We start from the raw sequence: 25531 nt of genomic DNA, 5'->3' as shown, positions 1-25531 counted from the left end.
CGACTGTCCTGTTCGGTCAGAGGGACTTCGAGACCAGGCCGATGAGGTCGACCAGGCGGTTGGAGTAGCCCCACTCGTTGTCGTACCAGGAGACGATCTTGACCTGGTCGTCGATGACCTTGGTCAGGCCGGCGTCGTAGATCGACGAGTGCGGATCGGTGACGATGTCCGAGGAGACGATCTCGTCCTCGGTGTACTTGAGGATGCCCTTGAGCGGGCCCTCGGCGGCCGCCTTCATCGCCGCGTTGATCTCCTCGACGGAGGCCGGGGTGGCGAGGTTGGCGGTCAGGTCGGTGACCGAGCCGGTGGGGATCGGCACGCGCAGGGCGTAGCCGTCGAGCTTGCCGACCAGCTGCGGCAGGACGAGACCGATGGCCTTGGCGGCGCCGGTGCCGGTGGGCACGACGTTCAGGGCGGCGGCGCGGGCGCGGCGCAGATCCTTGTGCGGGCCGTCCTGCAGGTTCTGGTCCTGGGTGTAGGCGTGGACCGTGGTCATCAGGCCCTTGACGATGCCGAAGCTGTCGTCGAGGACCTTGGCGATCGGTCCGAGGCAGTTGGTGGTGCACGAGGCGTTGGAAATGATGTTCTGGCTGCCGTCGTACTTGTCGTCGTTGACACCCATCACGACGGTGAGGTCCTCGCCCTTGGCGGGCGCCGAGATGATCACCTTCTTGGCGCCGGCGTCGAGGTGACCCTTCGCCTTCGACGCGTCGGTGAAGATGCCCGTCGACTCGACGACGACGTCGACGCCCAGGTCGCCCCACGGCAGCGCGGCCGGGCCTTCCTTGACCTCGAGGGCCTTGATCCGGTGGTCGCCGACGACGATGGTGTCCTCACCGTCGAGGCTGACATCCTGCGGCAGCCGGCCGAGGATCGAGTCGTACTTGAGCAGGTGGGCCAGAGTCGCGTTGTCGGTGAGGTCGTTGACCGCGACGATCTCGATGTCGGTGGTGCCGAGCGCCTTCTGCGCCTCGACAGCCCGGAAGAAGTTACGTCCGATACGACCGAAGCCGTTCACGCCTACCCGGACAGTCACAATTACGCTCCTTTGCCCATTTCTTCTGGTTGTGCCAGTGTTGCCCGCCGCGGCGCCGGAGACATCGGCGCCCACCGGCAGGACTCATCGGTCGATGTGACCCCTACCCTATCTGCGGTGCCGGCGGAGTGCGGCAGGAGGCCCGGGCCGGCCAGCCAGCGTGCCTGGACATCACAGCTAGGCCTCGTCGAGCAGCTCCGGGGTCACTGCCGATTCGGTGTCGGGGATGCCGAGATCCTTGGCGCGGCGATCGGCCATGGACAGCAGTCGGCGGATGCGTCCGGCGACGGCGTCCTTCGTCATCGGGGGGTCGGCGAGCTGGCCCAGTTCCTCGAGGGAGGCCTGCCGGTGCTGGACGCGCAGGGCGCCCGCCGCGGCGAGGTGGTCGGGCACGTCGTCGCCGAGGATCGCCAGGGCCCGTTCGACGCGGGCGGCCGCGGCCACGGCGGCGCGCGCGGAGCGGCGCAGGTTGGCGTCGTCGAAGTTGGCGAGCCGGTTGGCGGTGGCGCGGACCTCGCGCCGCATCCGGCGCTCCTCCCAGGTCAGCCGGGTGTCCTGGGCACCCATGTGGGTGAGCAGCGCCCCGATGGCTTCGCCGTCGCGCACGACGACCCGGTCGGCGCCGCGCACCTCGCGGGCCTTGGCGGCGATGCCGAGGCGGCGGGCGGCGCCGACGAGCGCGAGCGCGGCCTCCGGGCCGGGGCAGCTGACTTCGAGGGCGGAGGAGCGGCCCGGCTCGGTGAGCGAGCCGTGGGCGAGGAAGGCGCCGCGCCACGCCGCTTCGGCGTCGGCGATGCTGCCGCCGACGACCGGGGCGGGCAGGCCCCGCACCGGGCGGCCACGCACGTCGAGCAGGCCGGTCTGACGGGCGAGGGCCTCGCCTTCCTTGGCGACGCGCACCACGTAACGTGAGCTCTTGCGCAGTCCGCCGGCGCCGAGGACGTGCACCTCCGCCGAGTAGCCGTAGAGCTCGAAGATCTCGCGGCGCAACCGGCGGGCGATCGACCCGAGGTCCACCTCGGCCTCCACGACGACGCGGCCGCCGACGATGTGCAGCCCGCCGGCGAAGCGCAGGAGGGCGGACACCTCGGCCTTGCGGCTGCTGGTGCGGGTGACCGCCAGCCGGCTCAGCTCGTCCTTGACCTCCGCTGTCATTGCCACGTCGGGATCTCCCTTCCGTCCCGCTGCGCGAGATCCCGGGGGCGGGCCGCGTCGGGCAGGTGTCGTTCCAGGACCGCCGCCAGTTTGGCGGGATCGTGTCGGTGGGTGCCGGTCTCGGCGACGTCGGCGTAGACCACCCGGGCGCCGAATCCGGCGGCCGCCCGGCACAGGTGTTCGCGTTCGCGTCCTTCGGGTACCGACGCGGAGTCGACGACCACGTGGTCGACCCGGAAGTCGGGGGCGTGCTGGGCCAGCACGTGCAGATGCCGCTCGGTGGAGAATCCGGCGGTCTCCCCCGGTTCGGCAGCGAGGTTGAGCACCAGCACCTTGTGGGCGGGCGCCGCCACCAGCGCCTCGTGCAGCTCGGGGACGAGCACGTGCGGGATGACGCTCGAGAACCACGAGCCGGGCCCGAGCACGACGAGGTCGGCGGCGCCCACCGCGTCGAGCGCGTCGGGGCACGCCGGCGGGTCGGCCGGGATCAGCCGCACGCGCCGCACCTTGCCGGGGGTGGTGGCGACGGCGACCTGCCCGCGGATGATCCGGCTGGCGCGCGGATCGGATTCGAGGCCGGAGACGTCCGCCTCGATGTCGAGGGCGATCGGCGACATCGGCAGCACCCGGCCGCGCACCTCGAGCAGCTCGGCGACGCGGTCGAGCGCGGCCACGGGGTCGCCGAGCACCTCGGTCAGTCCGGCCAGGATCAGGTTGCCGACCGAGTGTCCCGCCAGGGCGCCGGTGCCGCCGAACCGGTGCTGGACCGTCTCGGTCCAGGTGTGGATGCGGGGGGTGTCCGCGGCGAGCGCGGCCAGGGCCATGCGCAGGTCGCCGGGCGGGATGACGCCGAGTTCGGCGCGCAGCCGCCCGGAGGACCCCCCGTCGTCGGCGACGGTGACGACGGCGGTGACGCGGTTACTGAGCCGGCGGACGGCGCTGAGGGTGGCGTACAGGCCGTGGCCGCCGCCCAGGGCGACGATCGACGGTTCCGGCGCGGCGACCTGCCCGCCGGGCCCGGGTGCGGGGGCCGCGGTGCCGGGGCCCGTCATTCGCGCCCCAGATCCCGGTGCGCGACGTGCACCGCCAGCGTCGGGTCGGTTTCCAGGCGCGCGGCGAGGGCCTCGCTCATCGCCACGCTGCGGTGCTTGCCGCCGGTACATCCCACCGCGATCGTCATGTAGCGCTTTCCCTCCCGGCGGTAGCCGGCCGTGGTCAGTTCGAGGAGCCGATGATAGGTCTGCAGGTAGTCCTGGGCCCCGTCCCGGCTCAGCACGTAGTCGCGGACGTCGTCGTCCTGGCCGGTGTGCGGGCGCAGTTCGGGCACCCAGTGCGGGTTGGGCAGGAACCGCACGTCGCACACCACGTCCGCGTCCATCGGCAGACCGTACTTGAACCCGAAGGATTCGACGGTGACCCGGATCGAGTCGGCGTCGCCGTCCCCGAACGCGGAGTCGATCTTGCGGCGTAGTTCCGGACCGGACAGCGACGACGTGTCGACCACCAGATCGGCGGCCGCCTTCACCCCGGCGAGCTGGGCGCGTTCGGCGGCGATGCCGTCGGTGAGGGTGCGGTCGGCGGTGTCGGCCTGCAGCGGGTGGCTGCGCCGGACCTGCTCGAAACGACGCACGAGGACCTCGTCGGTGGCCTCGAGGAACAGCACCCGGGTGCGCACGGGCCGGGCGGCCAGTTCGGTGACGACCCAGCCGAGGTCGCCGGTGAACAGGCGGCTGCGGACGTCCATGACCACGGCGAGGCGCTGCAGGGGCGGGTCGGCCTGCACCGCGAGATCGACCATCGAGGTGACCAGTTGCGGGGGCAGATTCTCGGCGACGAACCAGCCGAGATCCTCGAGTGCCGTCGCGGCGGTGCTCAGGCCGGCCCCGGACAGGCCGGTGACCAGGGCGACCTCGGCGCGCGGGCGGAGTTCACCCCGCGGCCGGGGTCGAGGCTGCGCCGTCTGCGCCTGCTGCGTCACCGTTCCGTCTCCGTTCGTCCGCCCGACACGCCGACGGTGCCATCATCACTCACCGGCGTGTCCGGCGCAGCCTCGCCCGCCGTCTCGGTGTCCGGGGCGTCGCCGCGCAGGGCGTCGAGCACGGCGCGGGCGGTGGCGACACCGATGCCCGGCACCGCGGTGATCTCCTCCACGCTCGCCTCCCGCAGCCGGGCCACCGACCCGAAGTGCGCGACGAGCGCGTTGCGCCGCGCCTGCCCGAGCCCGCGAACCCCGTCGAGCGCGGACGCGGTCATCCGCCGGGACCGCTTGCTGCGGTGGTAGGTGATGGCGAAGCGGTGCGCCTCGTCGCGCACCCGCTGCAGCAGGTAGAGCGATTCGCTGGTGCGCGGCAGGATGACCGGGTCTTCCTCTCCCGGCACCCACACCTCCTCGAGCCGTTTGGCCAGGCCGATCACCGCGACGTCGGTGATGCCGAGTTCGTCGAGCACCTCCGCCGCGGCGGCGACCTGCGGGGCACCACCGTCGACGACGTACAGGTTCGGCGGGTACGCGAAGCGGCGGGGCCGCCCGGTGGCCGGGTCGAGCGCGGCCTCCGGGGCGAGGTCACCGCCGTCGCCGTCGCGGGCGGCGACCGGGTCACCGCGGCGGGCCGCGTCCGGGTCACCGCGGCGGGCCGCGTCCGGGTCACCGCGGCGGGCCGCGTCCGGGTCACCGCGGCGGGCCGCGACCAGGTCACCGCCGGCCGCGGCGAGGTCCCGGTTGTGCCGCAGGAATCGGCGCCGGGTCACCTCGGCGATGGAGGCGACGTCGTCGGAGCGGCCGTCGCCGGCGGCCTCGCGGATGGCGTAGTGGCGGTAGTCGGACTTGCGGGGCAGGCCGTCCTCGAACACCACCAGCGACGCCACGACGTCGGTGCCCTGGACGTGGCTGATGTCGACGCACTCGATGCGCAGCGGGGCCGAGTCCAGGTCGAGGGCCTCCTGGATGCCCTGCAGGGCGGCCGAGCGGGCGGTGAAGTCACCGGCGCGGCGCAGCTTGTGCTGGGTCAGCGCCTCGTGCGCGTTGCGCTGCACGGTCTCGGCGAGGGCCTTCTTGTCCCCGCGTTGCGGTACCCGCAGCCGCACCGGCCCCCCGCGCAGGGTGCCGAGCCAGCGGCTCATCTCCTCCGGGTCGGGCGGCAGGGCGGGCACGAGCACCTCCCGCGGCACCGCGCTGCCGGCCGGTTCGGCCCCGGCCGCCGACAGCGCGGCCTCCTCGCCGTAGAACTGGGTGAGGAACTGCTCGACGAGCAGCGACACCTCCGTCTCGGCGTCGGACGCGCCTGCCGCGGTCTCGGGCCGGTCGACCACGTCCCCGGACTTCTCCACCACCCAGCCGCGCTGTCCGCGCACGCGGCCGCCGCGCACGTGGAACACCTGTACGGCCACCTCGAGCTCGTCGCCGGCGAAGGCGACGAGGTCGGCGTCGGTGCCGTCGCCGAGCACCACCGCCTGCTTCTCCATGGCCCGGCGCAGCGCCCCGAGGTCGTCGCGCAGGCGCGCGGCGGTCTCGAAGTCCAGGTCTTCGGCGGCGGCCTGCATGCGCTGTTCGAGGTCGCGGACCAGCTTGTCGGTGCGGCCGGCGAGGAAGTCGCAGAAGTCCTCGACGATGCGCCGGTGCTCGTCGGCGTCGACGCGGCCCACGCACGGCGCCGAGCACTTGTCGATGTAGCCGAGCAGGCACGGGCGGCCGATCTGCGCGTGACGCTTGAACACCCCGGCGGAGCAGGTGCGGGCCGGGAACACCCGCAGCAGCAGGTCCAGGGTCTCGCGGATGGCCCAGGCGTGGGAGTAGGGCCCGAAGTACCGCACGCCCTTGCGGCGCGGTCCTCGGTAGACGAACAGCCGCGGGTAGTCCTCGTTCAGCGTCACCGCGAGCATGGGGTAGGTCTTGTCGTCGCGGTAGCGGACGTTGAAGCGCGGATCGAACTCCTTGATCCAGTTGTATTCGAGCTGGAGCGCCTCGACCTCGGTGCCCACCACGGTCCACTCGACGGACCCGGCGGTGGTCACCATCTGGCGGGTCCGCGGGTGCAGCGACGCGACGTCGGCGAAGTACGAGTTCAGCCGCGAGCGCAGGCTCTTGGCCTTTCCGACGTAGACGACGCGGCCGTGCGGGTCGCGGAACTTGTACACCCCCGGCTCCACCGGGATGGTGCCGGGAGCAGGGCGATAGGTCGAGGGGTCGGGCACGGGTCCAGGCTAGTCGGCGGTGCCGACGCTCCCGCCGTACCGCTGTTCGAGCTCGCGGAACGCGGTCAGCGCCGCGACGGCGTGCTCGCCGTCGCGGGCCTGTACCGCGACGACGGGCACGTACTCGTCCTGCGGCAGCTCGAGCCTCGGCCACGGCTTGCCCTGGGGGAAGCTCATGCCCCGGACCTGATCCCAGCCGAACGTCTTCTCGCCGAGGATGTTGCGGACCGCCACGCCGGCGGCCCCGGCGCGCAGCCGGGGCCGGGTCAGCAGCAGCACACCGCCGGAGACGACCACCCCCACGCAGACGATGGCGATCTGATCGGCGAGGCGCAGGTTCACGCCGGTGTCGCCGCCGGCGCGCAGCACGAGCGCGGCCCCGATGTGGCCGAGCATGAGCAGGACCGCCGCGACGATCGCCCACCGGGTCATCTTGCGGCTGCGGACCTCGAGGTCCCAGACGGTGTCGGCGGCGGAGGTCACCGCGCGGCCCCGCGCAGCCGCCGCAGGGTGACGGCGGTGTCGAGGGCGGCGGCGCACGCCTGGCCGCCCTTGTCCTCGACGGAGCCGGGCAGTCCGGCCCGGTCGAGGGCCTGTTGTTCGTCGTTCGTGGTCAGGACGCCGTTGCCGACGGGGGTGCCCTCGTCCAACGCGATGCGGGTCAGCCCGTAGGTGACCGCGTCGCACACGTACTCGAAGTGCGGGGTGCCGCCGCGGATCACGACGCCGAGGGCGACGACCGCGTCGTGGGTACGGGCCAGCTGCTGGGCGACGACCGGCAGCTCGATCGCACCGGCGACGCGTTCGACGGTGACGTCGGTGACGCCGGCCCGCTCGGCGACGCGCTGCGCCCCGGCGACGAGCGCCTCGGAGATCTCGGTGTGCCAGCGGCCGGCGACGATGGCCAGCTTCAGCCCGGCCGCCTCGGACAGCTGCAGCTCGGGCAGTCCTTCGCCGCTCATCTACGCGTCCCCCGCCTCGTAGTCGTCCAGGCCGATCAGGTCGTGGCCCATGCGGTCCCGCTTGGTGCGCAGATAGGTGATGTTCTCGGAATTCGCGCGCAGCGGCATCGCCACCCGCTCGGTGATCTGCAGCCCGTAACCGTCGAGGCCGACCCGCTTGGCCGGGTTGTTGGTGAGCAACCGCATCGACGAGATGCCCAGGTCCACGAGGATCTGCGCGCCGATGCCGTAGTCGCGGGCGTCGGCGGGCAGGCCGAGCTGCAGGTTCGCGTCCACGGTGTCCGAGCCGGAGTCCTGGAGCTGGTAGGCCTGCAGCTTGTGCATCAGCCCGATGCCACGGCCCTCGTGTCCGCGCATGTACAGCACCACGCCGCGGCCCTCCATGGCCACCATCTCGAGTGCGGCGTCGAGCTGCGGACCGCAGTCGCAGCGCAGCGAGCCGAACACGTCGCCGGTCAGGCACTCCGAGTGCACCCGCACGAGCACGTCGGCGCCCTCGCCGTCCGGGCCGGGGATGTCGCCGAGCACCAGCGCGACGTGTTCGACCTCGTCGTAGACGCTCTGGTAGCCGACGGCGGTGAAGTCGCCGTGCCGGGTGGGGATGCGGGCCTCGGCGATGCGCACCACGTGCTTCTCGTGCTTGCGGCGCCAGGCGATCAGGTCGGCGATGGAGATCAGGGCGAGCTTGTGTTCGTCGGCGAAGACCCGCAGTTCCTCGGTCTGAGCCATGTGGCCCTCGTCCTTCTGCGAGACGATCTCGCAGATCACCCCCGCCGGACGCAGGTCGGCCATGCGGGCGAGGTCGACGGCGGCCTCGGTGTGGCCGGGCCGGCGCAGCACGCCGCCCTCCTTGGCGCGCAGCGGCACCACGTGCCCGGGGCGGGTGAAGTCCTGCGCGGTGCTGTTCGGATCGGCGAGCAGGCGCATCGTCGTGGCCCGGTCCGACGCGGAGATGCCGGTGCCGATCCCCTCGCGCGCGTCGACGGTCACCGTGTAGGCGGTGCCGTGCTTGTCCTGGTTGGTCGAGTACATGGGGGGCAGGCCGAGGCGGTCGCAGTCCTCGCCGGCCAGCGGCACGCACAGGTACCCGGAGGTGTAGCGCACCATGAACGCCACGAGTTCGGGGGTGGCCTTCTCGGCCGCGAAGATGAGGTCGCCCTCGTTCTCGCGGTCCTCGTCGTCGACCACGACGACCGCCTTGCCGGCTGCGATATCGGCGATCGCGCGCTCGATGGTGTCGAACCTCGTCACTTGCGTGGGCTCCAAAATCTCGTGTACGGACAAACTGATTGCCGAGTTCAACAGTACGACTCAGCGGCCGGCGGCCTGCAGCCGCTCCACATACTTGGCGATGACGTCGACCTCGAGGTTGACGAGCGTGCCGGGCGCGGCACTGCCCAGGGTGGTCAGCGACAACGTCGTCGGGATCAGGGAGATCTCGAACCACTCGTCGCCGGGCGTCCCGCCGAGGGCGGAAACGGTCAGCGAGACCCCGTCCACGGTGATCGAGCCCTTGTGCACCACGTACCGGGACACCTCCGCCGGCAGCGAGATCCGCACCACGGTCCAGTTCTCCGACGGGGTGCGGGAGAGCACGGTGCCGGTGCCGTCGACATGCCCCTGGACCAGGTGCCCGCCGAGACGGCTGTTCAGCGCCGCGGCCCGCTCCAGGTTGACGCGGCTGCCCGGACCGAGCTGCGACAGGCTCGAACGGTCGAGGGTCTCCTTCATCACATCGGCGGTGAAGGAGTCACCGCCCTGGACGTCGACGACGGTCAGGCACACACCGTTGACGGCGATGGAGTCGCCGTGGCCGGCGTCGGAGGTCACCACGGGCCCGCGGACGGTGAACCGCGCCGCGTCGGCGAGGTCCTCCCGCGCGACGATCTCCCCCAGTTCCTCCACGATCCCGGTGAACACGTACCCGCTCCTTCACTCCCGGTCGGGGACCAGGGTCAGCAACACGTCGGCGCCGACGGTTTCGACGCGCTCCCGACGAAACCGTAGCGCCTCGGCGATCGTGCCCACGCCCGCGTCCCGTACGGCGGACGGTCCGGCCCCGAGCAGGACCGGCGCGAGGTAGGCCTGGATGCGGTCGACCCGGCCGGCGGCGAGGAACGCCCCGGCCAGGCGCGGGCCGCCCTCGAGCAGCACGTCCGCCCGGTCCGCGAGCGCGCCGAGCACCTCGTCGGGGTCGTGGGTGCGCAGCACCAGGGTCGGCGCGGCGTCGTCGAGAACCCGTGCGGTCCTGGGGATTTCACTTCGGCCGACGACGACGCGCAGCGGTTGGTGCGGGGCCAGCGAGCCGTCCGGCCGCCGGGCGGTCAACCACGGGTCGTCGGCGAGGACGGTGCCGGTGCCGACGACGATCGCGTCGAGGCGGGCACGCTCGGCGTGTACGCGGGCCCGTGCCTGCGGGCCGGAGATCCAGCGGCTCGTGCCGTCGGCCGCGGCGCTGCGCCCGTCCAGGCTCGCCGCGTACTTCCAGGTCACGTGGGGACGTCCCGTGCGCTGCCGGTGCAGCCAGGCGCGCAGCGCGCCCGCCTCGGCGAGTTCGGCGCCGAACCCGCCGTGCACGCTCACCCCGGCGGCGCGCAGGGTCTGTGCGCCGCCGGCGGCGGGCGGATTCGGATCGGTCACCGCGTAGTAGACGGCGGCGACGCCGGCACGCAGCAGCGCCTGGGCGCACGGCCCGGTGCGGCCGGTGTGGTTGCACGGCTCGAGGGTGACCACCGCGGTGCCGCCGCGGGCCCGCTCCCCCGCTTCGGTCAGGGCCACGACCTCGGCGTGCGGGCCGCCCGGCGGGCGGGTCGCCCCCACCCCGGCGACCTGCCCGGCCGCGTCGAGGATCACCGCGCCGACCGGCGGGTTGGGGGTGGTGGTGCCGCGCACCGATTCGCCGGCGTCGAGCGCGAGGCGCAGGGCCGCGTCGAGCGGTGCGCCGCTCACCGCCGCCCCGCGCGGAGCACCGCTCACGGGGCCAGGGTCAGGTGCGGGGAGGCGTGCGCAGCCCGCTCGCGCAGCTTGCGCACCGCCTCGCCCGGGTCGTCGGCCCCGTACACGGCCGACCCGGCGACGAAGCAGTCGACACCGGCCTCGGCGGCCGCCTCGATGGTGTCGGCGTTGATGCCCCCGTCGATCTCGACGAGCAGGGTCAGCTCGCCGGCGTCGACGAGGCGGCGGACGGCGCGGGCCTTGTCGAGCACGTCCGGGATGAAGGACTGGCCGCCGAATCCGGGCTCGACGCTCATCACCAGCAGCGTGTCGAACTCCTCGAGGATCTCGAGGTACGGCTCGATCGGGGTGCCGGGCTTGACGCTCAGCCCGGCCCGCGCACCGGCGGCCCGGATGTCGCGGGCGACGGCGACGGGGTTGTCGGTGGCCTCGACGTGGAAGGTGACGTTGTGGGCGCCCGCCTCGGCGTAGGGCGGCGCCCAGCGACCCGGATCCTCGATCATCAGATGGCAGTCGAGCGGGATGTCGGTCGCCTTCAGCAACGACTGCACGACCGGAAGGCCGAGGGTCAGGTTCGGGACGAAGTGCGCGTCCATGACGTCGACGTGCAGCCAGTGCGCGTCGGCGACCGCGGCGGCCTCGTCGGCGAGCCGGGCGAAGTCCGCGGAGAGGATGGAGGGAGCAATCATCGGGTGGGCCACGTCCACCGAGTTTAACGGTCCCGGCGGCGGACTCTGCCGCCCGTCACGGTGCCCGCGCCGCCGGCGCGGGTTTTCATGACTTTCGACCCCTGGTTCGGTCTGCTGGGCGATGCTTGAGTGGACGATGGCGGGTCCGGAACCGCTGGGCCCGATGCGGCAGTGGGGAGCGAGAATGGCCACGCACACGGTGTGGGTTCGACCGATCGGCGACGTGGGCGCGGAGGACGCGCCGACGGTGGGCGGCAAGTCCGCCAACCTCGGGGAGATGACCCGCGCCGGGTTCCCCGTGCCGCCCGCCTTCGCCATCACCACCGCCGCCTATCTCGATGCGATGGCCGCGGCGGGAGTGCGCGACCGGCTGCGCGCCGAGGCCGTCCCGGCCCCCGACATCGACGACGCGACGCTGATCCGCACCTCGGCGGAACTGGCGGCGCTGGTGACCGAGTCCACGGTGCCCGACGAAATTCGCGCCGCCATCGTCGCCGCCTACGAGAAGCTGGGCGTGGACGTGCCGGTGGCGGTGCGGTCCTCCGCGCCCGCCGAGGACGCCGCGGACACCTCCTTCGCGGGAATCCACGAGTCGTACACCAACATCGCCGGTGCCGACGCGGTGGTGCGCGCCGTGCAGGCGTGCTGGGCGTCGCTGTGGTCCGAACGCGCCCGCACCTACCGCGGCCTGCGCGGGGTGACCGACGAACCGTCCATCGCCGTCGTGGTGCAGGTGATGGTGCGCTCGGAATCGTCGGGGGTGGCGTTCACGGCCGATCCGCGCACCGGCGAACTCGATCGCATCGTCGTCGAGGCCGCCCTCGGTCTGGGCGAGGTCGTCGTCGGGGGGCAGGTCGAGCCCGACACCTACGTCGTCGCCAAGGACGGCTTCACGGTGCTCGATGTACATCTCGGGCATCAGGAGTTCCAGATCGCCTCCACCGACGCCGGCGACAGCCGCGTCGCGGTCGATTCGTCACGGCAGATCCGCGTGCTCGACGAGGAGCAGCTCGGGAAGGTCGCGCGGCTCGCCGCGGACGTCGAACAGCACTACGGCCGGCCGCAGGACCTCGAGTTCGCGTTCGCCGAGGGTGAGCTGTGGATCGTGCAGACCCGCCCGATCACCACCCTCGGGATGCCTGCCGCCGCTGCGGCGTCGGGCAACGGACAGGCGGCGCCGCTGCTGACCGGGCTCGGTGCCGGCCCCGGCCGGGCCACCGGACGGGTCCGGGTGCTGCACGAGCTGGTCGACGGCAAGCGCCTGAGCGACGGGGAGATCCTGGTGGCCCCGATGACGCGCCCCGACTGGCTGCCGATCCTGCGCCGCGCCGGCGGCATCGTCACCGACGGCGGCGGCATCACCTGCCACGCCGCGATCGTCGGCCGCGAACTCGGCAAACCCGTCGTCGTGGGTGCCCGCACCGCGACGCAGGACCTGCAGGACGGCCAGCTGATCACCGTGGACGGCGACGCCGGCGTCGTCTTCGACGGGGAGGTCCGCGCCGAGCGGCCGGCCGCGGCCCAGACCGCCGCCCCGGCGGCCGCCGCATCCGCGCCGACCGTCACCGCGACAGCCGTGTACGTCAATCTCGCCACCCCGGACGCCGCGCAGGCCGTCGCCGACACCGACGTCGACGGGGTGGGGCTGCTGCGGGCGGAATTCATGATCACCGAGGCGCTCGCCGGCCAGCATCCCGCCTACATGATCGCGCAGGGCCGGCGCGAGGAGTACGTGTCGAAGATGGCCGACGGCGTCGCGCGGATCGCGGCGGCCTTCGCCCCGCGTCCGGTGGTGTACCGCGCGATCGACCTGCGCAGCAACGAGTTCGCGAACCTCGAGGGCGGCGAGACGGAGCCGGACGAGGAGAACCCGATGATCGGGTACCGCGGCTGCTTCCGCTACGTGCGCGACCCCGAGCTGTTCTCGCTCGACCTCGACGTCCTGCATCGCGTACGCGCGCAGCATCCCAACGTGCACCTGATGATCCCGTTCGTGCGCACCCGCTGGGAGCTGAAGGAATGCCTGGGCCAGCTCGACGCGCATCCGCTCGGCACCGATCGGCGGATGCTGCGCTGGATCATGGCCGAGGTCCCGTCGGTGGTGTACTGGCTGCCCGAATACGCGAAGCTCGGCATCCACGGCGTGTCGATCGGCAGCAACGACCTGACCCAGCTCGTGCTCGGCGTCGACCGCGACTCCGAGATGTGCAAGGACCTGTTCGACACGCTCGACCCGGCGGTGCTGGACGCGATCGACCACATCATCGAACGCGCGTCGGCGGCCGGCCTGACCACGTCGCTGTGCGGGCAGGCCGTCTCCACCAGCACCGAGCTCGCCGAGCATCTCGTGCGCCGGGGCATCACGTCGGTGTCGGTCACGCCGGACGCGGCCGCACAGACCCGGCGCACGGTGGCGCGGGCCGAGCAGCGGATCGTTCTGGACCGCGCCCGGCACGAGCACTGACGACCCCGGGCGACCGGACCCGTCGGCCCGCTCGGCACCGCCCGGACGACGGGGACGATCGGGTGTCACCGCTCGCGCGCGAGGACGTCGAACCGTTCGACGTCCTCGCGCCGGCAAACCTGGCTGCCCGGGGTGAGCAGCGCCGCCGAGCCGGCGGCGATGCCCAGTGCCAGGGCGTCGCGCAGCGACCGCCCCCGCAGCAAGCCGACGACCAGTCCGGCGACCATGCTGTCGCCCGCGCCGACGGCGCTGCGCACGGGCACGTCCAGCGCTTTCACCCGCGCGGTCGTGTCGGCGGAGACCAGCAGCGCCCCGTCCGGCCCGAGCGAGACCACCACGACCTCGGCGATGCCGGCGTCGACGAGCTCGTGGGCGGCCGCGGCCTGTTCGTGCGGGGTGCGCAGTTCCCGGCCCACCCACTCGCGCAGCTCCCGCAGGCTCGGTTTGACCAGGTGCACACCGGACTTGATGCGGCGCAGCGCGTCCCCCGACGAGTCGAGGACGAAGCGGGCGCCGGCATCGGTGGCCGCGTCGGCCACGCGCTGGACGAACTCGCCCGGCACACCCGGCGGCAGGCTGCCGCTGGCGACGACGTACCGCGCACCGGTGGCGGTCTCGACGAGCATGTCCAGGCACCGTTCCTGATCCCGCACGCTCAGCTCCGGGCCGGGCAGCACGAACCGATACTCCTGGCCGGTGCTGCGCTCGATCGCCGTGAACGACTCCCGGGTCATGCCGTCGATGTCGATGCGCCGGCTGTCGACGCCGCCGCCGGACAGCAGCGCCGAAAGCATGTCCCCGGTCGGGCCGCCGGCCGGATACACCGCTGCGGCCGAGACACCGAGCACCCCGGCGACCTTCGCGACGTTGATCCCGCCGCCGCCGGCCTCGAGTCGCGGCGCCTCGCAGCGCAGTTTACTGGTGGGCCGCACCTGCTCGGTATAGGTGGTCATGTCGAGCGCCGGGTTCATGGTCACGGTGACGATGTCGGGCACGACGTGCCTCCTGCCGGGAGCGGGCGGGTCGCGTCCGACCGTATCCGAGCGCGGACCGATTCTCCCGGCGTTCGCGCGGCGAGCTCGCCGGTCAGCTCGCCGGGGCGCGCAGCGCGGCCATGAACATCGCGTCGGTGCCGTGCCGGTGCGGCCACAGCTGCACGGACGGACCGTCGCCGAGACGCGGCACGCCGGGCACGAGCTCGCGCGTGTCGAGCTGCTCGACCCGGTGCCGCCGGACGGCGTCGGCGACGACGGCGAGGGTCTCGGACGTGTGCGGCGAGCACGTCGCGTACAGCACCACCCCACCCGGCCGCAGCAGCCCGATCGCCGAGGCGAGGAGCTGCTTCTGCAACCGCACCAGCTCGGCGACGTCGCCGGGGTTGCGCCGCCACCGGGATTCGGGCCGGCGACGCAGGGCGCCGAGCCCGGTGCACGGCGCGTCGACCAGGATGCGGTCGTAGCCGGCCCCCAGGCCGGGCTCGCGGCCGTCGGCCACGTGCACCGTGACCGGGAGGCCGCGGGTGGACTTGCGGACCAGTTCGGCGCGGTGCTCGACCGGTTCGACGGCGTCGACGGTGAAGCCGTCGATGTCGGCGAGCGCGCCGAGCAGGGCGGCCTTGCCGCCCGGGCCGGCACACAGGTCCAGCCACCGGCCGTGGTCGGGCCCGTCGAGGGGGGCGAGGGTGAGCGCCCGCGCCACCAGCTGACTGCCCTCGTCCTGCACTGCGGCCATGCCCTCGCGCACGGCGTCGAGCTTGCCGGGATCACCGCCGGCATCGAGATGCACGGCGTAGGGCGACCAGGGCCCGATCTCGCCACCGGTGGCCAGCGCGAGTTCCTCCGCGGTGATCACCCCCGGGCGGGCCACCAGGTGCACCACCGGTCGGGCGTCGTCCGCCGCGAGCACCTCCTCGAGCTCCCCGGCGTCCGGGCCGAGCGCGACCGCGAAGGCCTTCGCGATCCACTCCGGGTGCGCATACCGGAAGGCCAGGTGTCCCACCGGGTCGCGAGCCGGGTCGGGGGCGAGCTCGGCGATCCACTGCTCCTCCGGCTTCTCCGCGACGCGGCGCAGCACCGCATTGACGAAGCCGGACTTGCCGTGGCCGAATTCGCCGCGGACGATGTCGACGCTCGTCGCGACGGCCGCGTGCGGGGCGATGCGGGTCCGCAGCAGCTGATACGTGCCCAACCGCAGGGTGTCCAGCAGCGCCCCGTCGATCTCGGTGACGGGCCGGTGGGCACACGCGGCGATCACGGCGTCGAGCAGGCCCTGGGCGCGGGCGGCGCCGTATGTCAGCTCGGTGGCCAGGGCGGCGTCGCGCCCGTCGAGTCGTCGCTCGCGCAGCAGCGCCGGCAGCACCAGGTTGGCGTAGGCGTCGCGCTCCCGGACGGCGCGCAGCACGTCCCGGGCGGCGAGCCGAGCCTGGTCGAGGCCGGCCTCGGCGGGCGACGGCCGGCGGGCCTGCCGGGGCTTGTTGTTGCGGTCCCCGGGCCCGCGGCGGGACCGGCGGGCGGGGCGGCGGGACTCGGTCACTGGGCGCGTACCTCCGGGTCGAGGCGGGCGCCGCGAACCCAGTCCGCGGCCGCCATCGTCTTCTTACCGGGCGGCTGGACCTGCCCGAGTCGCACGGCGGTGCTGCCGGTGCCGACGAGGACACCGTCCTTGCGGGCCAGGATCTGCCCGGGCGCGAGGGTCTCGTCGGTGCCGGTCACGGGTCCGAGCTTCACGCGCAGGTCGTCGATCATCGTCCAGGCCCCGGGTGCGGGCGTGACCGAACGGATGTGGCGGTCGACGAGGTGTGCGGGACGGTCCCAGCTCACCCGAGCCGACTCGACGGTGACCTTCGGGGCGTGCGAGACGCCGTCCGGGGGTTGGGGCACCGCCGTGAGCATCCCGTCCTCGAGGCCGTCGAGGGTCGATTCGAGCAGCACGGCTCCGGAGTCGGCGAGCCGGGCGAGCAGATCTCCCGCGGTGTCGTCGGGCCGGATCGTCTCGGTGACCACCCCGTAGACCGGGCCGGTGTCCAGGCCCGCCTCGAGCCGGAACGTGCTCGCGCCGGTCACCTCGTCCCCCGCGGCGAGCGCGGCCTGGACGGGCGCGGCGCCGCGCCAGGCGGGCAGCAGCGAGAAGTGGAGGTTCACCCAGCCGAACTTCGGGATGTCGAGCACCGGCTGCGGGATGAGCGCGCCGTAGGCGACGACCGGGCAGCAGTCGGGGGCGAGTTCGGTCAGCCGGGCGACGAAGTCGGGGTCGCGGGGCCGCTCCGGGGTGAGGACCTCGATGCCGTGTTCGTCGGCGAGCCGCCCCACGGCCGAGCGGACGACGCGCCGTCCGCGGCCGGCGGTGGTGTCGGGCCGGGTCACCACCGCGACCACCTCGTGGCGCGGCGAGTCGAGCAGGCGGCGCAGGGCCGGTACGGCCGGTTCGGGGGTCCCGGCGAACACCAGCCGCACGTCAGCGGCCCGTCCGCGGGCGGGAAACGAGGCCCCGGCCCCGGGACGAGGACCGTGCTGGGCCGACCGAACTGTTCACGAATGCTGCTCCCGGATCTCGACGACGAATGGTGCCCTCAGTCTAGGGACCGGGCCTGCGGGCGGTGACAGCCGTCCGCGAACCCGACGGGCCGGGCCGGGCGTGACGAATCCCGGCACCCGCCGCGCCGCGTCGATAGGCTGAGCCGATGGCAGAGACGCGAGAACGGATGGAACGGTCTCCCCGGGTGCGCTCGGCGGATCCCGCGGGCGTGCCCTGGCCGGCGGCGCAGGAGCAGGACGTGGTCCTGGTGGACACCACGTGGGGCGAGCTGCAGCCGCTGCAGTGCGCGCCCGGGGTGGTGACCGTCGGCGAGCTGGAACTGACCGAGCTGGTCGCGAACGGAGCGGTGCTCGTCGACACCCGGGTCCCGGACTCGCGCAAGGGCAGGTCCATTCCGGGCGCGATCAATCTGCCGCACGGCCGGATCACGGAGCTGCGGGACCGGCTCGATCCGTCCCGGGTGTCGATCCTGTTCTGCAACGGCCCGCAGTGTCCGCAGTCCCCGATGGCGATCCGGGAGCTGCTCGAGGCGGGGTACCCGGCGTCCGCGCTGGCGTACTACCGCGGTGGCCTGCACGACTGGGTGACGCTGGCGATGCCGCTGGAGCAGGTGGACTGACCTGCGGGGCACGCCGCGCCCCGCGGCGCGCCTCCCAGGCTCGGGCGGCCAGGACGGCGAGCCCGACGTAACCCCAGCCGAGCAGCACGTCGACCAGGTAGTGTTCGCCGCCGTAGACGAGCGTGAAGGCCATGGCCAGCGGGAACGCCACCAGCAGGGCCCGCATCCAGGCGCGCCGCGCGATCGGCCACAGGGCGACCGCCACGAGCAGGGCGAATGCCGAGTGCAGCGACGGCAGCGCGGCGACCGGGTTGCCCTGCGCCTCCAACCATCGGGTGCCGACGTCGATGGGCACCACGCCGAACCCGAAGCCGGTGACCCGGCCGACGCCTTCCGGCAGGACGCCCACCTCGGACGCATACCACGGCGGGGCCGCCGGCACGAGGATGTAGGTGATCAGCCCGAAGTACGACAGGAGCAGCACCCGTCGCATGTATCCGGCCCAGCGCGCCCGCGACTGCAGGTACAGCACGGCCGCGAGCAACCACGGCACGAGGAAATGGCTGGTGTAGACGACCGAGGTGAGCATCGTCCAGCCGGGCCGCTCCCCGTCCGCGCCGAGCAGGCGTTCCTGCAGCCACACCGTCGGGACCGTGCCGAACAGCCAGCTCTCCACGGCGACCAGTTCGTGTATTCGAACGGGCAGGCCGAGTTCGTCGGCGATGCCACGGGTGTGGTCGTAGACCACGAGCGCCGCGACCAGGGGCAACCAGTCGACGACGACGCGCACGTGCCCGCGCCACGGCCGGTCGATCGCGAAGGCGATCAGCCCGGCGACGATCCAGGCCGCCTGGTACACCCGGTCGGCGGGGATGCCCATCGTGACGACGGTGCCGACCAGCGCGATGAGGTACCCGCACCGCGCGGCCACCCGGAGGTACTGCCGCGGCGGCACGAGCTGCGGCGCCCGCATCACCGCGAGAGCCCGGGCCGGAAGCGAGGGGGCGTTCACCGCTACCTCCCTTCGGCGCGCCGTCCCGGGCGCCGGTGACCGTCGTCCGCAGGGGCTCGTGCCGCCCGCATACCCATGATCGGGGTACCGGACACGCCCCGGGGACGGAACGGCTCAGGAGTTGCTCTCGATGATCAGTTCGGGGATGCCCGTGCCGAGCCGCACCGGGACACACTCGCCGGGGGCGTACCGCTCGGGGTCGAGGGCGTGCCGGATCACGGTGAGCGAGAACGGGTCGTACACCATGTTGAAGTGCCCGGTCTGATCCGGTGGGCACAGGTCCTGGATCATCAGGTTGACCGCCCCGGGTCCGCGCAACGCGACGTTGGTGGCCGGCTGGATGACCTCGTCGACGCGGGATCCGATGGTGGTGTAGCGGACGCCGGGAACGGTGTCGACCGGGGTGTTGAGCTCGGTGAGCAGCTCGGAGCCCTGCAGCTGCTGCGCGAGGGCCACCGAGAAGAAGTCCTCGACCGCGCCGGTGGCGCCCGGAGCGGCCACGACCGCGGCGCCGAGCCCGTAGAAGGTGCCGCCGTAGCTCGGCGAGGCCACCCCCACCCAGCGGTCCACGACGGCCGAGCCGCCCAGCCGGTTGACGTAGTACCGCGCGACGGTCGCACCCTGCGAGTAGCCGACGAGGTCGACCTCGTCGGCGCCGGTGCCGGCACGCACCCGCTCGACGAACGTCCCGAGCTGCGCGGCGCTGACCCGGATGTCGCCGGTGCCGTACTCGTCGGCACCGTCGGCCTTGCCGTAGTCGAGGGCGAACACGCACCATCCGGCATCGGCGAGCATCGGTGCGACCGCGGCCCAGTCCGAGTAGGAGTTGGAGTCGGTGCCGTGGGCGAGCACCACCGGTCGTGGATACTCCGGAGACGGCACGCACCCGAAGTCGTTCGACCGCGCCGGCGCCGTTCCGGGATGCTCCTCGGCGTAGCCGGCGGCCTGGGCGTGGGTGGTGGCCACGGGGCCCGGGTCGACGGGTACGGACGCCGACGACCCCGGCGCGGCGGTGACGGCCGCGGCGCCCGTGACGGCCGCGGCGGCCACCGCGATACCGGCCAGCGCCCCGGCAATCCTGCGTGCGCCGTTCACGGCCCCTCCCTCCGGCTCGCCCGCAGCCGGGCTCCCGTCACCAGAATCGACCCCTCGGGACCTATCGTGACACAGGTGCGCCCCACCGGCATGTCATCTTTCCGCAGGTGACGGGGGGTTCTTCCCGTCCTGCCACCCGGGGCGATCCTCCGCGCGGCGCCGGAGGCCGTGGCGGCCGTCACCCGACGCGCAGCGGATCGATCTGCACCCGCAACGCCCCCTCGCCGCGGCGGGCACTGCGGGCGGCCTGCGCCTCACGCAGGGCGCGGCCGAGCGCGAGGCCCCGGCCGCGCGGCACCCGGATCACCATGCGCTGCACCTCGTCCGGCTCGGGATCGTCGGCCCCGAACGGCAGCCGCTCCCCCGGCGGCAACGGCACCGGCCCGAGCACCTCCGCCTCCGGCGGGAGCGTCGCGGCGGCCAGCAGGTCGGCGACTGCGGCGGCGGTGCCGTCGACGGCGGCCATGTGCACCGCCGGCGGGAAGCCGACCTCGGCGCGCTCGGCGAGCTGGGACTGCGCGTGCCCGATCGGGTCCCACCGCACCAGTGCCTGCACGGTGGGGATGCCGGCGTCTGCGACGACGACGACCTGGCCGCCGTCGGCGAAGGGCCGCACCAGCGACGACGCGGTGAGCCAGCGACGCATCGTCTCCTCGGCGGCCCGCAGGTCGGCGCGGCCGAGCAGGGCCCACCCGTCGAGCAGCAGCGCCGCGCCGTACCCCCCGGCGGCGACGGGTTCGGCGCCCACCGTGGCCACGACGAGCGCCGGTCCCGCCGGGGCGGTGGCTTTGACCTCCGTCCCACCGGAGGTGACCACTGGGACACCGGGGAACGCCCGGCCGAGTTCCTCGGCGGTGCGCCCGGCGCCGACGACGACGGCGCGCAGGGCACGAGCACCGCACGCGTGGCAGCGGTGGGTGGCGTCGGCGATGCCGCACCAGCGGCAGGCGGGGGTCGCGGCACCGTCCGGGCCGGCGGCCTGCGGCAACGCGAGCGGGCCGTTGCAGTGCCGGCAGCGGGCCGGGGTCCGGCACTTGGCGCACGCCAGCGCAGGCACGTAGCCGCGGCGGGGCACCTGCACGAGCACCCCGCGGTCGGCGCCCAGGGCGGCGCGGGCGGCGGCGAAGGCGATGGCCGGCAGGCGGGCGGCGCGGGCGGCGGGGTCGCGGGCGAGGGCCTGGTCGCTGTCGGCGAGGGCGGTGATCTTGGGGGCGCTGGCACGGACGACGTCGCGGGGGGCGGCGAGGTCGTGCGCCCATCCGGTGTCGACGAGGGCCTGGGTCTCGGCGGTGCGGGCGTGCCCGGCCAGGACGACGGCGGCACCGGTGGCGTGGGCTCGCAGCAGCGCCACCTCTCGGGCGTGGGGGTACGGCGCCCGGGGCTCGGAGTGCAGGTCGTCGCCGTCGTCCCACACCACGAGCAGGCCGAGGGCGGGGGTGGGAGCGAACACCGCGGCCCGGGTGCCGACGACGATGCGGGCGGTTCCGCGCAGCGCCGCGAGCCAGCGCCGGTAGCGCACGGCCGGACCGAGCCCGGCGGCGAGCCCGACGACGCAGTCGGCGCCGGCCATGTCGGCGCAGGCGGTCACGACCCGGTCGAGGTCGCGCTGGTCGGGCACCACGAGCACCGCGGCGTGGCCGGTGGCGGCGACCGCCGCCGCGAGTTCGGCCAGGCGACGGGGCCAGTCCTCTCCGGGCAGGGACTGCCAGGCCGCGCGGGGGGCGCGGCCGGCGGCGAGGGCGTCGAGGAAGTTCTCGCCGTGGCGGTATCGGGACCAGGCGATCCGGTCGACGGCCGGTGCCGCGGTGGGCGGTGCGGGTGGCGGGTCCTCCGCCTCGACCCGGGCGTGCCGCGGGGGCACCGCGAGTCGCAGCACGTCGGCTCGGGTACCGGCGTAGCGGGCGGCGACGGCGTCGGCGAGGGCGGCGATCTCGGGGGTCAGGACGACCTCGGGCGAGACGATCCGGTCGAGCCAGCCGAGCCGGCCCGTGTGCTCGCTGGTCGGCGCGCGGGACAGCAGGAAGCCGTCGACGAGCCTGCCGGCGAACCGGACGCGCACCCGCACGCCCGGTCGCGCCTCGGCATCGAGCTCACGCGGGATCAGGTAATCGAATTCGCGGTCGAGGTGCGGCAACGGCAGCAGCGGCAGGATCCGCGCCACCGGATCCGTCTCGGCCGCGGTCCTGTCGGTGGCCACCCGGACCGTCGAGGGGTCGGGTTACAGACCGGCGGCGGCGCGCAGCTTCTCGGCCCGGTCGGTGTTCTCCCACGGCAGGTCGATGTCGGTGCGGCCGAAGTGCCCGTACGCGGCGGTCTGTGCGTAGATCGGCCGCAGCAGGTCCAGGTCCCGGATGATCGCACCCGGTCGCAGGTCGAACACCTCGGTGATCGCCTGCTGGATCCGTGCCGGGTCGGTCTTCTCGGTGCCGAACGTCTCGACGAACAGTCCCACCGGGGCGGCCTTGCCGATGGCGTAGGCCACCTGCACCTCGAGCCGGCCGGCCAGGCCCGCGGCCACGGCGGTCTTGGCGACCCACCGCATCGCGTAGGCGGCCGAGCGGTCCACCTTCGACGGGTCCTTGCCCGAGAACGCGCCGCCGCCGTGCCGGGCCATGCCGCCGTAGGTGTCGACGATGATCTTGCGGCCGGTCAGGCCCGCATCCCCCATCGGGCCGCCGAGCACGAACGACCCGGACGGGTTCACCAGCAACCGCAGGCCGGTGGTGTCCAGGCCCGCGAGGCTCGGGTCCGCCAGCACCGCCTCGACGACGTGGGTACGCAGGTCCGGGGTGAGCAGGTTGTTCAGGTCGATGTCCGCCGCGTGCTGGGTGGAGATCACCACGGTGTCCAAGCGGACCGGGCGGTCGCCGTCGTACTCGATGGTGACCTGGGTCTTGCCGTCCGGCCGCAGGTACGGCAGCACCCCGCTCTTGCGGACCTCGGTGAGCCGGCGCGAGAGCCGGTGCGCCAGCGCGATCGGCAGCGGCATCAGTTCCGGGGTGTCCGAGCAGGCGTAGCCGAACATCAGGCCCTGGTCGCCGGCGCCCTGCCGGGCCACCTCGTCGTCGGTGAGCACCCCGGTGCGGGCCTCGTGCGAGACGTCGACGCCGCCGGCGATCTCCGGGGACTGCGCGCCGATGGCGATGTTGACCCCGCAGGAGTTGCCGTCGAAACCCTTCGAGGACGAGTCGTAGCCGATCTCGAGGACCCGGTCGCGCACGATCTTCGGGATGTCCGCGTAGGCCGAGGTGGTGACCTCCCCGACCACGTGCACCTGCCCGGTGGTCACGAGGGTCTCGACCGCGACGCGGGCGCGGGGGTCTTCGGTGAGCAGCGCGTCGAGGACGGAGTCGCTGATCGCGTCACAGATCTTGTCCGGGTGTCCCTCCGTCACGGACTCACTGGTGAAAAGCCGACCGCCGGTCTTGCTCACGGAACTCCCTCTCGACTGGTTGTGTCTAGCTCGAACGATATGGGCGACGCTACTGTTCCGGCCGCGCCGACGCGAGACTTTCGCTCACGGGCGCGCCCCCGACGTCACGGGCGCGCCGCCCCCGCGTCACGGGCGCGCCGCCCCCGACGTCACGGGCGCGCCGCTGCCAGGGTCACGACCGGTCCTGCGCCAGCAGCGGGCGCAGTGCGTCGAGGACGCGGCTGGCCATCAGCGCCTTGGAGCCGTGCGCGAGGGCGGTCTCGGAACCGTCTGCCGCCAGCAGCCACCCGTCGTTGTGGTCGACCTCGAACGCCTTCCCGTCGCCGACGGCGTTGACCACCAGCAGATCGCAGCCCTTGCGGGCCAGTTTGGCGCGGGCGTGGGTGAGGACGTCGCCCTCGGCGTCGCCGGTCTCGGCGGCGAAACCGACGATGACGGTGCTCGCCGGCAGCGTGCCCTCGGTGCGGGCGGCGACCAGCCCGGCGAGAATGTCCTCGTTCTTGGTCAGCGCGATCGCCTCCGGCTCGCCCGCGCCCTTCTTGATCTTGCTGGTGGCGAAGGTGCTCGGCCGGAAGTCGGCGACGGCGGCGGACATGACGACCGCGTCCGCACCGGCGGCATGCTTGGTGACCGCGGCCTGCATCTGGGCGGCGGTCTGGACCTGCACCACCTCCACCGCGGCGGGATCGGCCAGCCCGGCCACCGCCCCGGCGACGAGGGTGACGTCGGCGCCGCGCTGGGCGGCGAGCCGGGCGAGGGCATAGCCCTGCTTGCCGGAGCTGCGGTTGCCGAGGAACCGCACCGGGTCCAGCGGTTCGCGGGTGCCGCCGGCGGAGACGACGATGCGCCGCCCGGTCAGATCCCGCGGCAACGCGTCCGGTCGTTCGAGCAGCAGCGACGCCAGTCCGAAGATCTCCTCGGGTTCGGGGAGCCGGCCGGCGCCGGTGTCGTGCCCGGTGAGCCGGCCGGAGGCGGGCTCGACGACGACGGCGCCGCGGCGGCGCAGCGTGGCGACGTTGTCCACCGTCGCCGGGTGTTCCCACATCTCGGTGTGCATCGCAGGCGCGAACACGACCGGGCACCGCGCGGTGAGCAGCGTGGCGGTGAGCAGGTCGTCGGCACGGCCGTGGGCGGCGCGGGCCATCAGGTCGGCGGTGGCGGGGGCGACGACCACCAGGTCGGCCTCCTGTCCGAGCCGCACGTGCGGAACCTGCGGCACGTCGGCGAACACGCCGGTGTGCACGGGGTTGCCGGACAGGGCCTCGAAGGTGGCGCGGCCGACGAACTCGAGCGCCGAGTCCGTCGGGATGACCCGCACGTGGTGTCCACTTTCGGTGAACGCCCGGATCAGCGCGCAGGCCTTGTAGGCGGCGATGCCGCCACCGACGCCGACGACGATGCGGCGGCGTTGCGCGAATTCCGAGTGGTCCGCGGTGCCCGCGGCGCGCTGGCTCACTCGCCTTCGGCGTGCTCGAGCAGGTCTGCGTGGATCTCCCGCAGCGCGATCGACAGCGGCTTCTCCTGCAGGCCGGGCTCGACGAGCGGGCCGACGTACTCGAGGATGCCGTCGCCGAGCTGGTTGTAGTAGTCGTTGATCTGCCGGGCACGCTTGGCTGCGTAGATCACCAGCGCGTACTTCGAGGAGGTGCGCTCGAGCAGCTCGTCGATGGGCGGGTTGGTGATGCCCAGCGGGGTGTCGTAGGCCGGCAGGTCGTGGCCGGCGGTGTCGGACACGGCTGCTTGGGTGCTGCTCACTCGGTGTTCTCCTGTGTCGTTCCGGAGCTCTGGTGGGGCCCGGGATTCGGGTTCGAGGCGGGGAAGGTCGTGATCGGCTGCGGACGGTCGGGGCGATCGTCGCGGGGACCGACCAACAAGGATACCAATTCGTCGCAGGCGCGGTCGACGTCCTCGTTGACGATCACCGTGTCGAACTCGTCGCGGGCGTCGAGTTCGGTCCGGGCGGTCTCGAGCCGGCGGCGGACCACCTCGTCCGATTCGGTGCCGCGGCCGGTGAGGCGGGCGACCAGCACATCCCAGCTCGGCGGCGCCAGGAAGGCCAGCACGGCCTCCGGCATGGCGGCGCGCACGGAGCGGGCGCCGGTCAGGTCCACCTCGACGAGCACGGGGCGTCCCGAGGCGAGCGCGTCCCGCACGGGACCGGCGGGGGTGCCCGAGCGTTGCAGCCCGCCGTGGATCTCGGCCCACTCGAGCAGGTCCCCGGACTCGATCATCCGATCGAACTCGTCGCGGCTGACGAAGTGGTAGTCCACCCCGTTCACCTCGCCGGGCCGGGGGTCGCGGGTGGTGGCCGACACGCTGAACAGCAGGTCGGGCACCCGGCTGCGGAGCCGGCGGACAACGGTGGACTTCCCGACGGCGGAGGGGCCGGCCAGCACCACCAGCCGGCCCCTCCGCGTCATGGAACCGCTGTCCGACACGGTGTGTG

General features: G+C 73.5%; 22 protein-coding genes and 1 pseudogene. 2 read left to right on the top strand and 21 right to left on the bottom strand.

Going from position 1 to position 25531, the window contains the following annotated elements; all coding sequences use genetic code 11:
• Positions 1-16: 16 nt before the first annotated feature.
• The 11 genes from gap to rpe form a co-directional block, all read right to left on the bottom strand.
• Complete coding sequence (gap, locus tag QNA09_RS10770) at positions 17-1036, bottom strand: type I glyceraldehyde-3-phosphate dehydrogenase (protein WP_010595104.1); 1020 nt, start codon at positions 1034-1036, stop codon at positions 17-19.
• A 177-nt stretch (positions 1037-1213) separates the two neighbouring features.
• Positions 1214-2191, bottom strand: a complete 978-nt coding sequence (gene whiA / locus QNA09_RS10765) for a DNA-binding protein WhiA (RefSeq protein ID WP_017682091.1) — start codon at positions 2189-2191, stop codon at positions 1214-1216.
• On the bottom strand, positions 2188-3243 hold the full coding sequence (gene yvcK / locus QNA09_RS10760; RefSeq protein ID WP_010595106.1) for a uridine diphosphate-N-acetylglucosamine-binding protein YvcK: 1056 nt from the start codon (positions 3241-3243) through the stop codon (positions 2188-2190). The genes whiA and yvcK overlap by 4 nt, the downstream gene beginning before the upstream one ends.
• Entirely contained in the window at positions 3240-4094 is an 855-nt protein-coding gene (rapZ, locus tag QNA09_RS10755) for an RNase adapter RapZ (RefSeq protein WP_172603666.1), read from the bottom strand. The genes yvcK and rapZ overlap by 4 nt, the downstream gene beginning before the upstream one ends.
• 71 nt (positions 4095-4165) lie before the next feature.
• The gene (uvrC, locus tag QNA09_RS10750; RefSeq protein WP_119699770.1) at positions 4166-6382 is read right to left on the bottom strand and encodes an excinuclease ABC subunit UvrC; all 2217 of its coding nucleotides are present in this window, start codon (positions 6380-6382) and stop codon (positions 4166-4168) included.
• Between the two features lie 9 nt (positions 6383-6391).
• Positions 6392-6865: a PH domain-containing protein gene (locus tag QNA09_RS10745; protein WP_017682233.1), complete on the bottom strand. Its 474-nt coding sequence runs from the start codon at positions 6863-6865 to the stop codon at positions 6392-6394.
• Entirely contained in the window at positions 6862-7344 is a 483-nt protein-coding gene (ribH, locus tag QNA09_RS10740; RefSeq protein WP_048773526.1) for a 6,7-dimethyl-8-ribityllumazine synthase, read from the bottom strand. The genes QNA09_RS10745 and ribH overlap by 4 nt, the downstream gene beginning before the upstream one ends.
• Positions 7345-8595: a bifunctional 3,4-dihydroxy-2-butanone-4-phosphate synthase/GTP cyclohydrolase II gene (locus tag QNA09_RS10735; protein ID WP_006937680.1), complete on the bottom strand. Its 1251-nt coding sequence runs from the start codon at positions 8593-8595 to the stop codon at positions 7345-7347. It abuts the gene before it with no gap.
• Between the two features lie 60 nt (positions 8596-8655).
• Entirely contained in the window at positions 8656-9264 is a 609-nt protein-coding gene (locus QNA09_RS10730; protein WP_010595111.1) for a riboflavin synthase, read from the bottom strand.
• A gap of 12 nt (positions 9265-9276) precedes the next feature.
• Complete coding sequence (gene ribD / locus QNA09_RS10725) at positions 9277-10320, bottom strand: bifunctional diaminohydroxyphosphoribosylaminopyrimidine deaminase/5-amino-6-(5-phosphoribosylamino)uracil reductase RibD (RefSeq protein WP_238423948.1); 1044 nt, start codon at positions 10318-10320, stop codon at positions 9277-9279.
• Positions 10317-11000 carry a ribulose-phosphate 3-epimerase gene (gene rpe / locus QNA09_RS10720; RefSeq protein WP_026138115.1) on the bottom strand — a complete coding sequence of 228 codons (684 nt, stop codon included), beginning with the start codon at positions 10998-11000 and terminating at the stop codon, positions 10317-10319. Before rpe ends, ribD begins: the two co-directional genes overlap by 4 nt.
• A 172-nt stretch (positions 11001-11172) precedes the next feature.
• Here rpe and ppsA point away from each other — a divergent pair, with 172 nt between their 5' ends.
• On the top strand, positions 11173-13452 hold the full coding sequence (gene ppsA, locus QNA09_RS10715) for a phosphoenolpyruvate synthase (RefSeq protein ID WP_010595114.1): 2280 nt from the start codon (positions 11173-11175) through the stop codon (positions 13450-13452).
• A gap of 65 nt (positions 13453-13517) precedes the next feature.
• On the opposite strand, the gene QNA09_RS10710 is transcribed toward ppsA, so the two are convergent.
• The 3 genes from QNA09_RS10710 to fmt all read right to left on the bottom strand — a co-directional run bounded on the left by QNA09_RS10710 (position 13518) and on the right by fmt (position 16904).
• Positions 13518-14447, bottom strand: a complete 930-nt coding sequence (locus QNA09_RS10710) for a 1-phosphofructokinase family hexose kinase (RefSeq protein WP_017682237.1) — start codon at positions 14445-14447, stop codon at positions 13518-13520.
• Positions 14448-14538: 91 nt separating this feature from the next.
• Positions 14539-15984 carry an RsmB/NOP family class I SAM-dependent RNA methyltransferase gene (locus QNA09_RS10705; RefSeq protein ID WP_119699769.1) on the bottom strand — a complete coding sequence of 482 codons (1446 nt, stop codon included), beginning with the start codon at positions 15982-15984 and terminating at the stop codon, positions 14539-14541.
• Positions 15981-16904, bottom strand: a complete 924-nt coding sequence (gene fmt, locus QNA09_RS10700; RefSeq protein ID WP_119699768.1) for a methionyl-tRNA formyltransferase — start codon at positions 16902-16904, stop codon at positions 15981-15983. Before fmt ends, QNA09_RS10705 begins: the two co-directional genes overlap by 4 nt.
• Positions 16905-17131: 227 nt before the next feature.
• Between fmt and QNA09_RS10695 the strand changes: the two are divergent.
• Positions 17132-17512, top strand: a pseudogene (locus QNA09_RS10695) (rhodanese-like domain-containing protein); the annotation flags it as partial.
• Here QNA09_RS10695 and QNA09_RS10690 read toward each other — a convergent pair.
• The 7 genes from QNA09_RS10690 to gmk all read right to left on the bottom strand — a co-directional run bounded on the left by QNA09_RS10690 (position 17412) and on the right by gmk (position 25505).
• A complete protein-coding gene (locus tag QNA09_RS10690) occupies positions 17412-18557 on the bottom strand; it encodes a phosphatase PAP2 family protein (protein WP_048773533.1) in 1146 nt (381 codons plus the stop codon). The pseudogene QNA09_RS10695 and the gene QNA09_RS10690 overlap by 101 nt on opposite strands.
• A 114-nt stretch (positions 18558-18671) precedes the next feature.
• A complete protein-coding gene (locus QNA09_RS10685) occupies positions 18672-19652 on the bottom strand; it encodes a triacylglycerol lipase (RefSeq protein WP_026138117.1) in 981 nt (326 codons plus the stop codon).
• 178 nt (positions 19653-19830) lie between these two features.
• A complete protein-coding gene (locus QNA09_RS10680; RefSeq protein WP_010595122.1) occupies positions 19831-21849 on the bottom strand; it encodes a primosomal protein N' in 2019 nt (672 codons plus the stop codon).
• A gap of 21 nt (positions 21850-21870) precedes the next feature.
• Positions 21871-23085 carry a methionine adenosyltransferase gene (metK, locus tag QNA09_RS10675; protein WP_017682101.1) on the bottom strand — a complete coding sequence of 405 codons (1215 nt, stop codon included), beginning with the start codon at positions 23083-23085 and terminating at the stop codon, positions 21871-21873.
• A gap of 172 nt (positions 23086-23257) precedes the next feature.
• Positions 23258-24541 carry a bifunctional phosphopantothenoylcysteine decarboxylase/phosphopantothenate--cysteine ligase CoaBC gene (gene coaBC, locus QNA09_RS10670; RefSeq protein ID WP_010595124.1) on the bottom strand — a complete coding sequence of 428 codons (1284 nt, stop codon included), beginning with the start codon at positions 24539-24541 and terminating at the stop codon, positions 23258-23260.
• The gene (rpoZ, locus tag QNA09_RS10665; protein ID WP_003935406.1) at positions 24538-24840 is read right to left on the bottom strand and encodes a DNA-directed RNA polymerase subunit omega; all 303 of its coding nucleotides are present in this window, start codon (positions 24838-24840) and stop codon (positions 24538-24540) included. Before rpoZ ends, coaBC begins: the two co-directional genes overlap by 4 nt.
• Positions 24837-25505: a guanylate kinase gene (gene gmk, locus QNA09_RS10660; protein ID WP_119699767.1), complete on the bottom strand. Its 669-nt coding sequence runs from the start codon at positions 25503-25505 to the stop codon at positions 24837-24839. The genes rpoZ and gmk overlap by 4 nt, the downstream gene beginning before the upstream one ends.
• Positions 25506-25531: the final 26 nt, after the last annotated feature.

The organism is Rhodococcus sp. AH-ZY2 (assembly GCF_030916465.1).
Classification (GTDB): Bacteria; Actinomycetota; Actinomycetes; order Mycobacteriales; family Mycobacteriaceae; genus Rhodococcus; species Rhodococcus ruber.
The sequence above is the reverse complement of the archived record's forward strand: the minus strand, read 5'-3'. Positions and strand labels throughout refer to the sequence as shown.

What these genes read in the sequence shown, in the direction of transcription:
- ribH (WP_048773526.1), bottom strand. Translation starts at nt 7,344, where the DNA reads ATGAGCGGCGAAGGACTGCCCGAGCTGCAGCTGTCCGAGGCGGCCGGG.
- whiA (WP_017682091.1), bottom strand. Translation starts at nt 2,191, where the DNA reads ATGACAGCGGAGGTCAAGGACGAGCTGAGCCGGCTGGCGGTCACCCGC.
- yvcK (WP_010595106.1), bottom strand. Translation starts at nt 3,243, where the DNA reads ATGACGGGCCCCGGCACCGCGGCCCCCGCACCCGGGCCCGGCGGGCAG.
- gmk (WP_119699767.1), bottom strand. Translation starts at nt 25,505, where the DNA reads ATGACGCGGAGGGGCCGGCTGGTGGTGCTGGCCGGCCCCTCCGCCGTC.
- ppsA (WP_010595114.1), top strand. Translation starts at nt 11,173, where the DNA reads ATGGCCACGCACACGGTGTGGGTTCGACCGATCGGCGACGTGGGCGCG.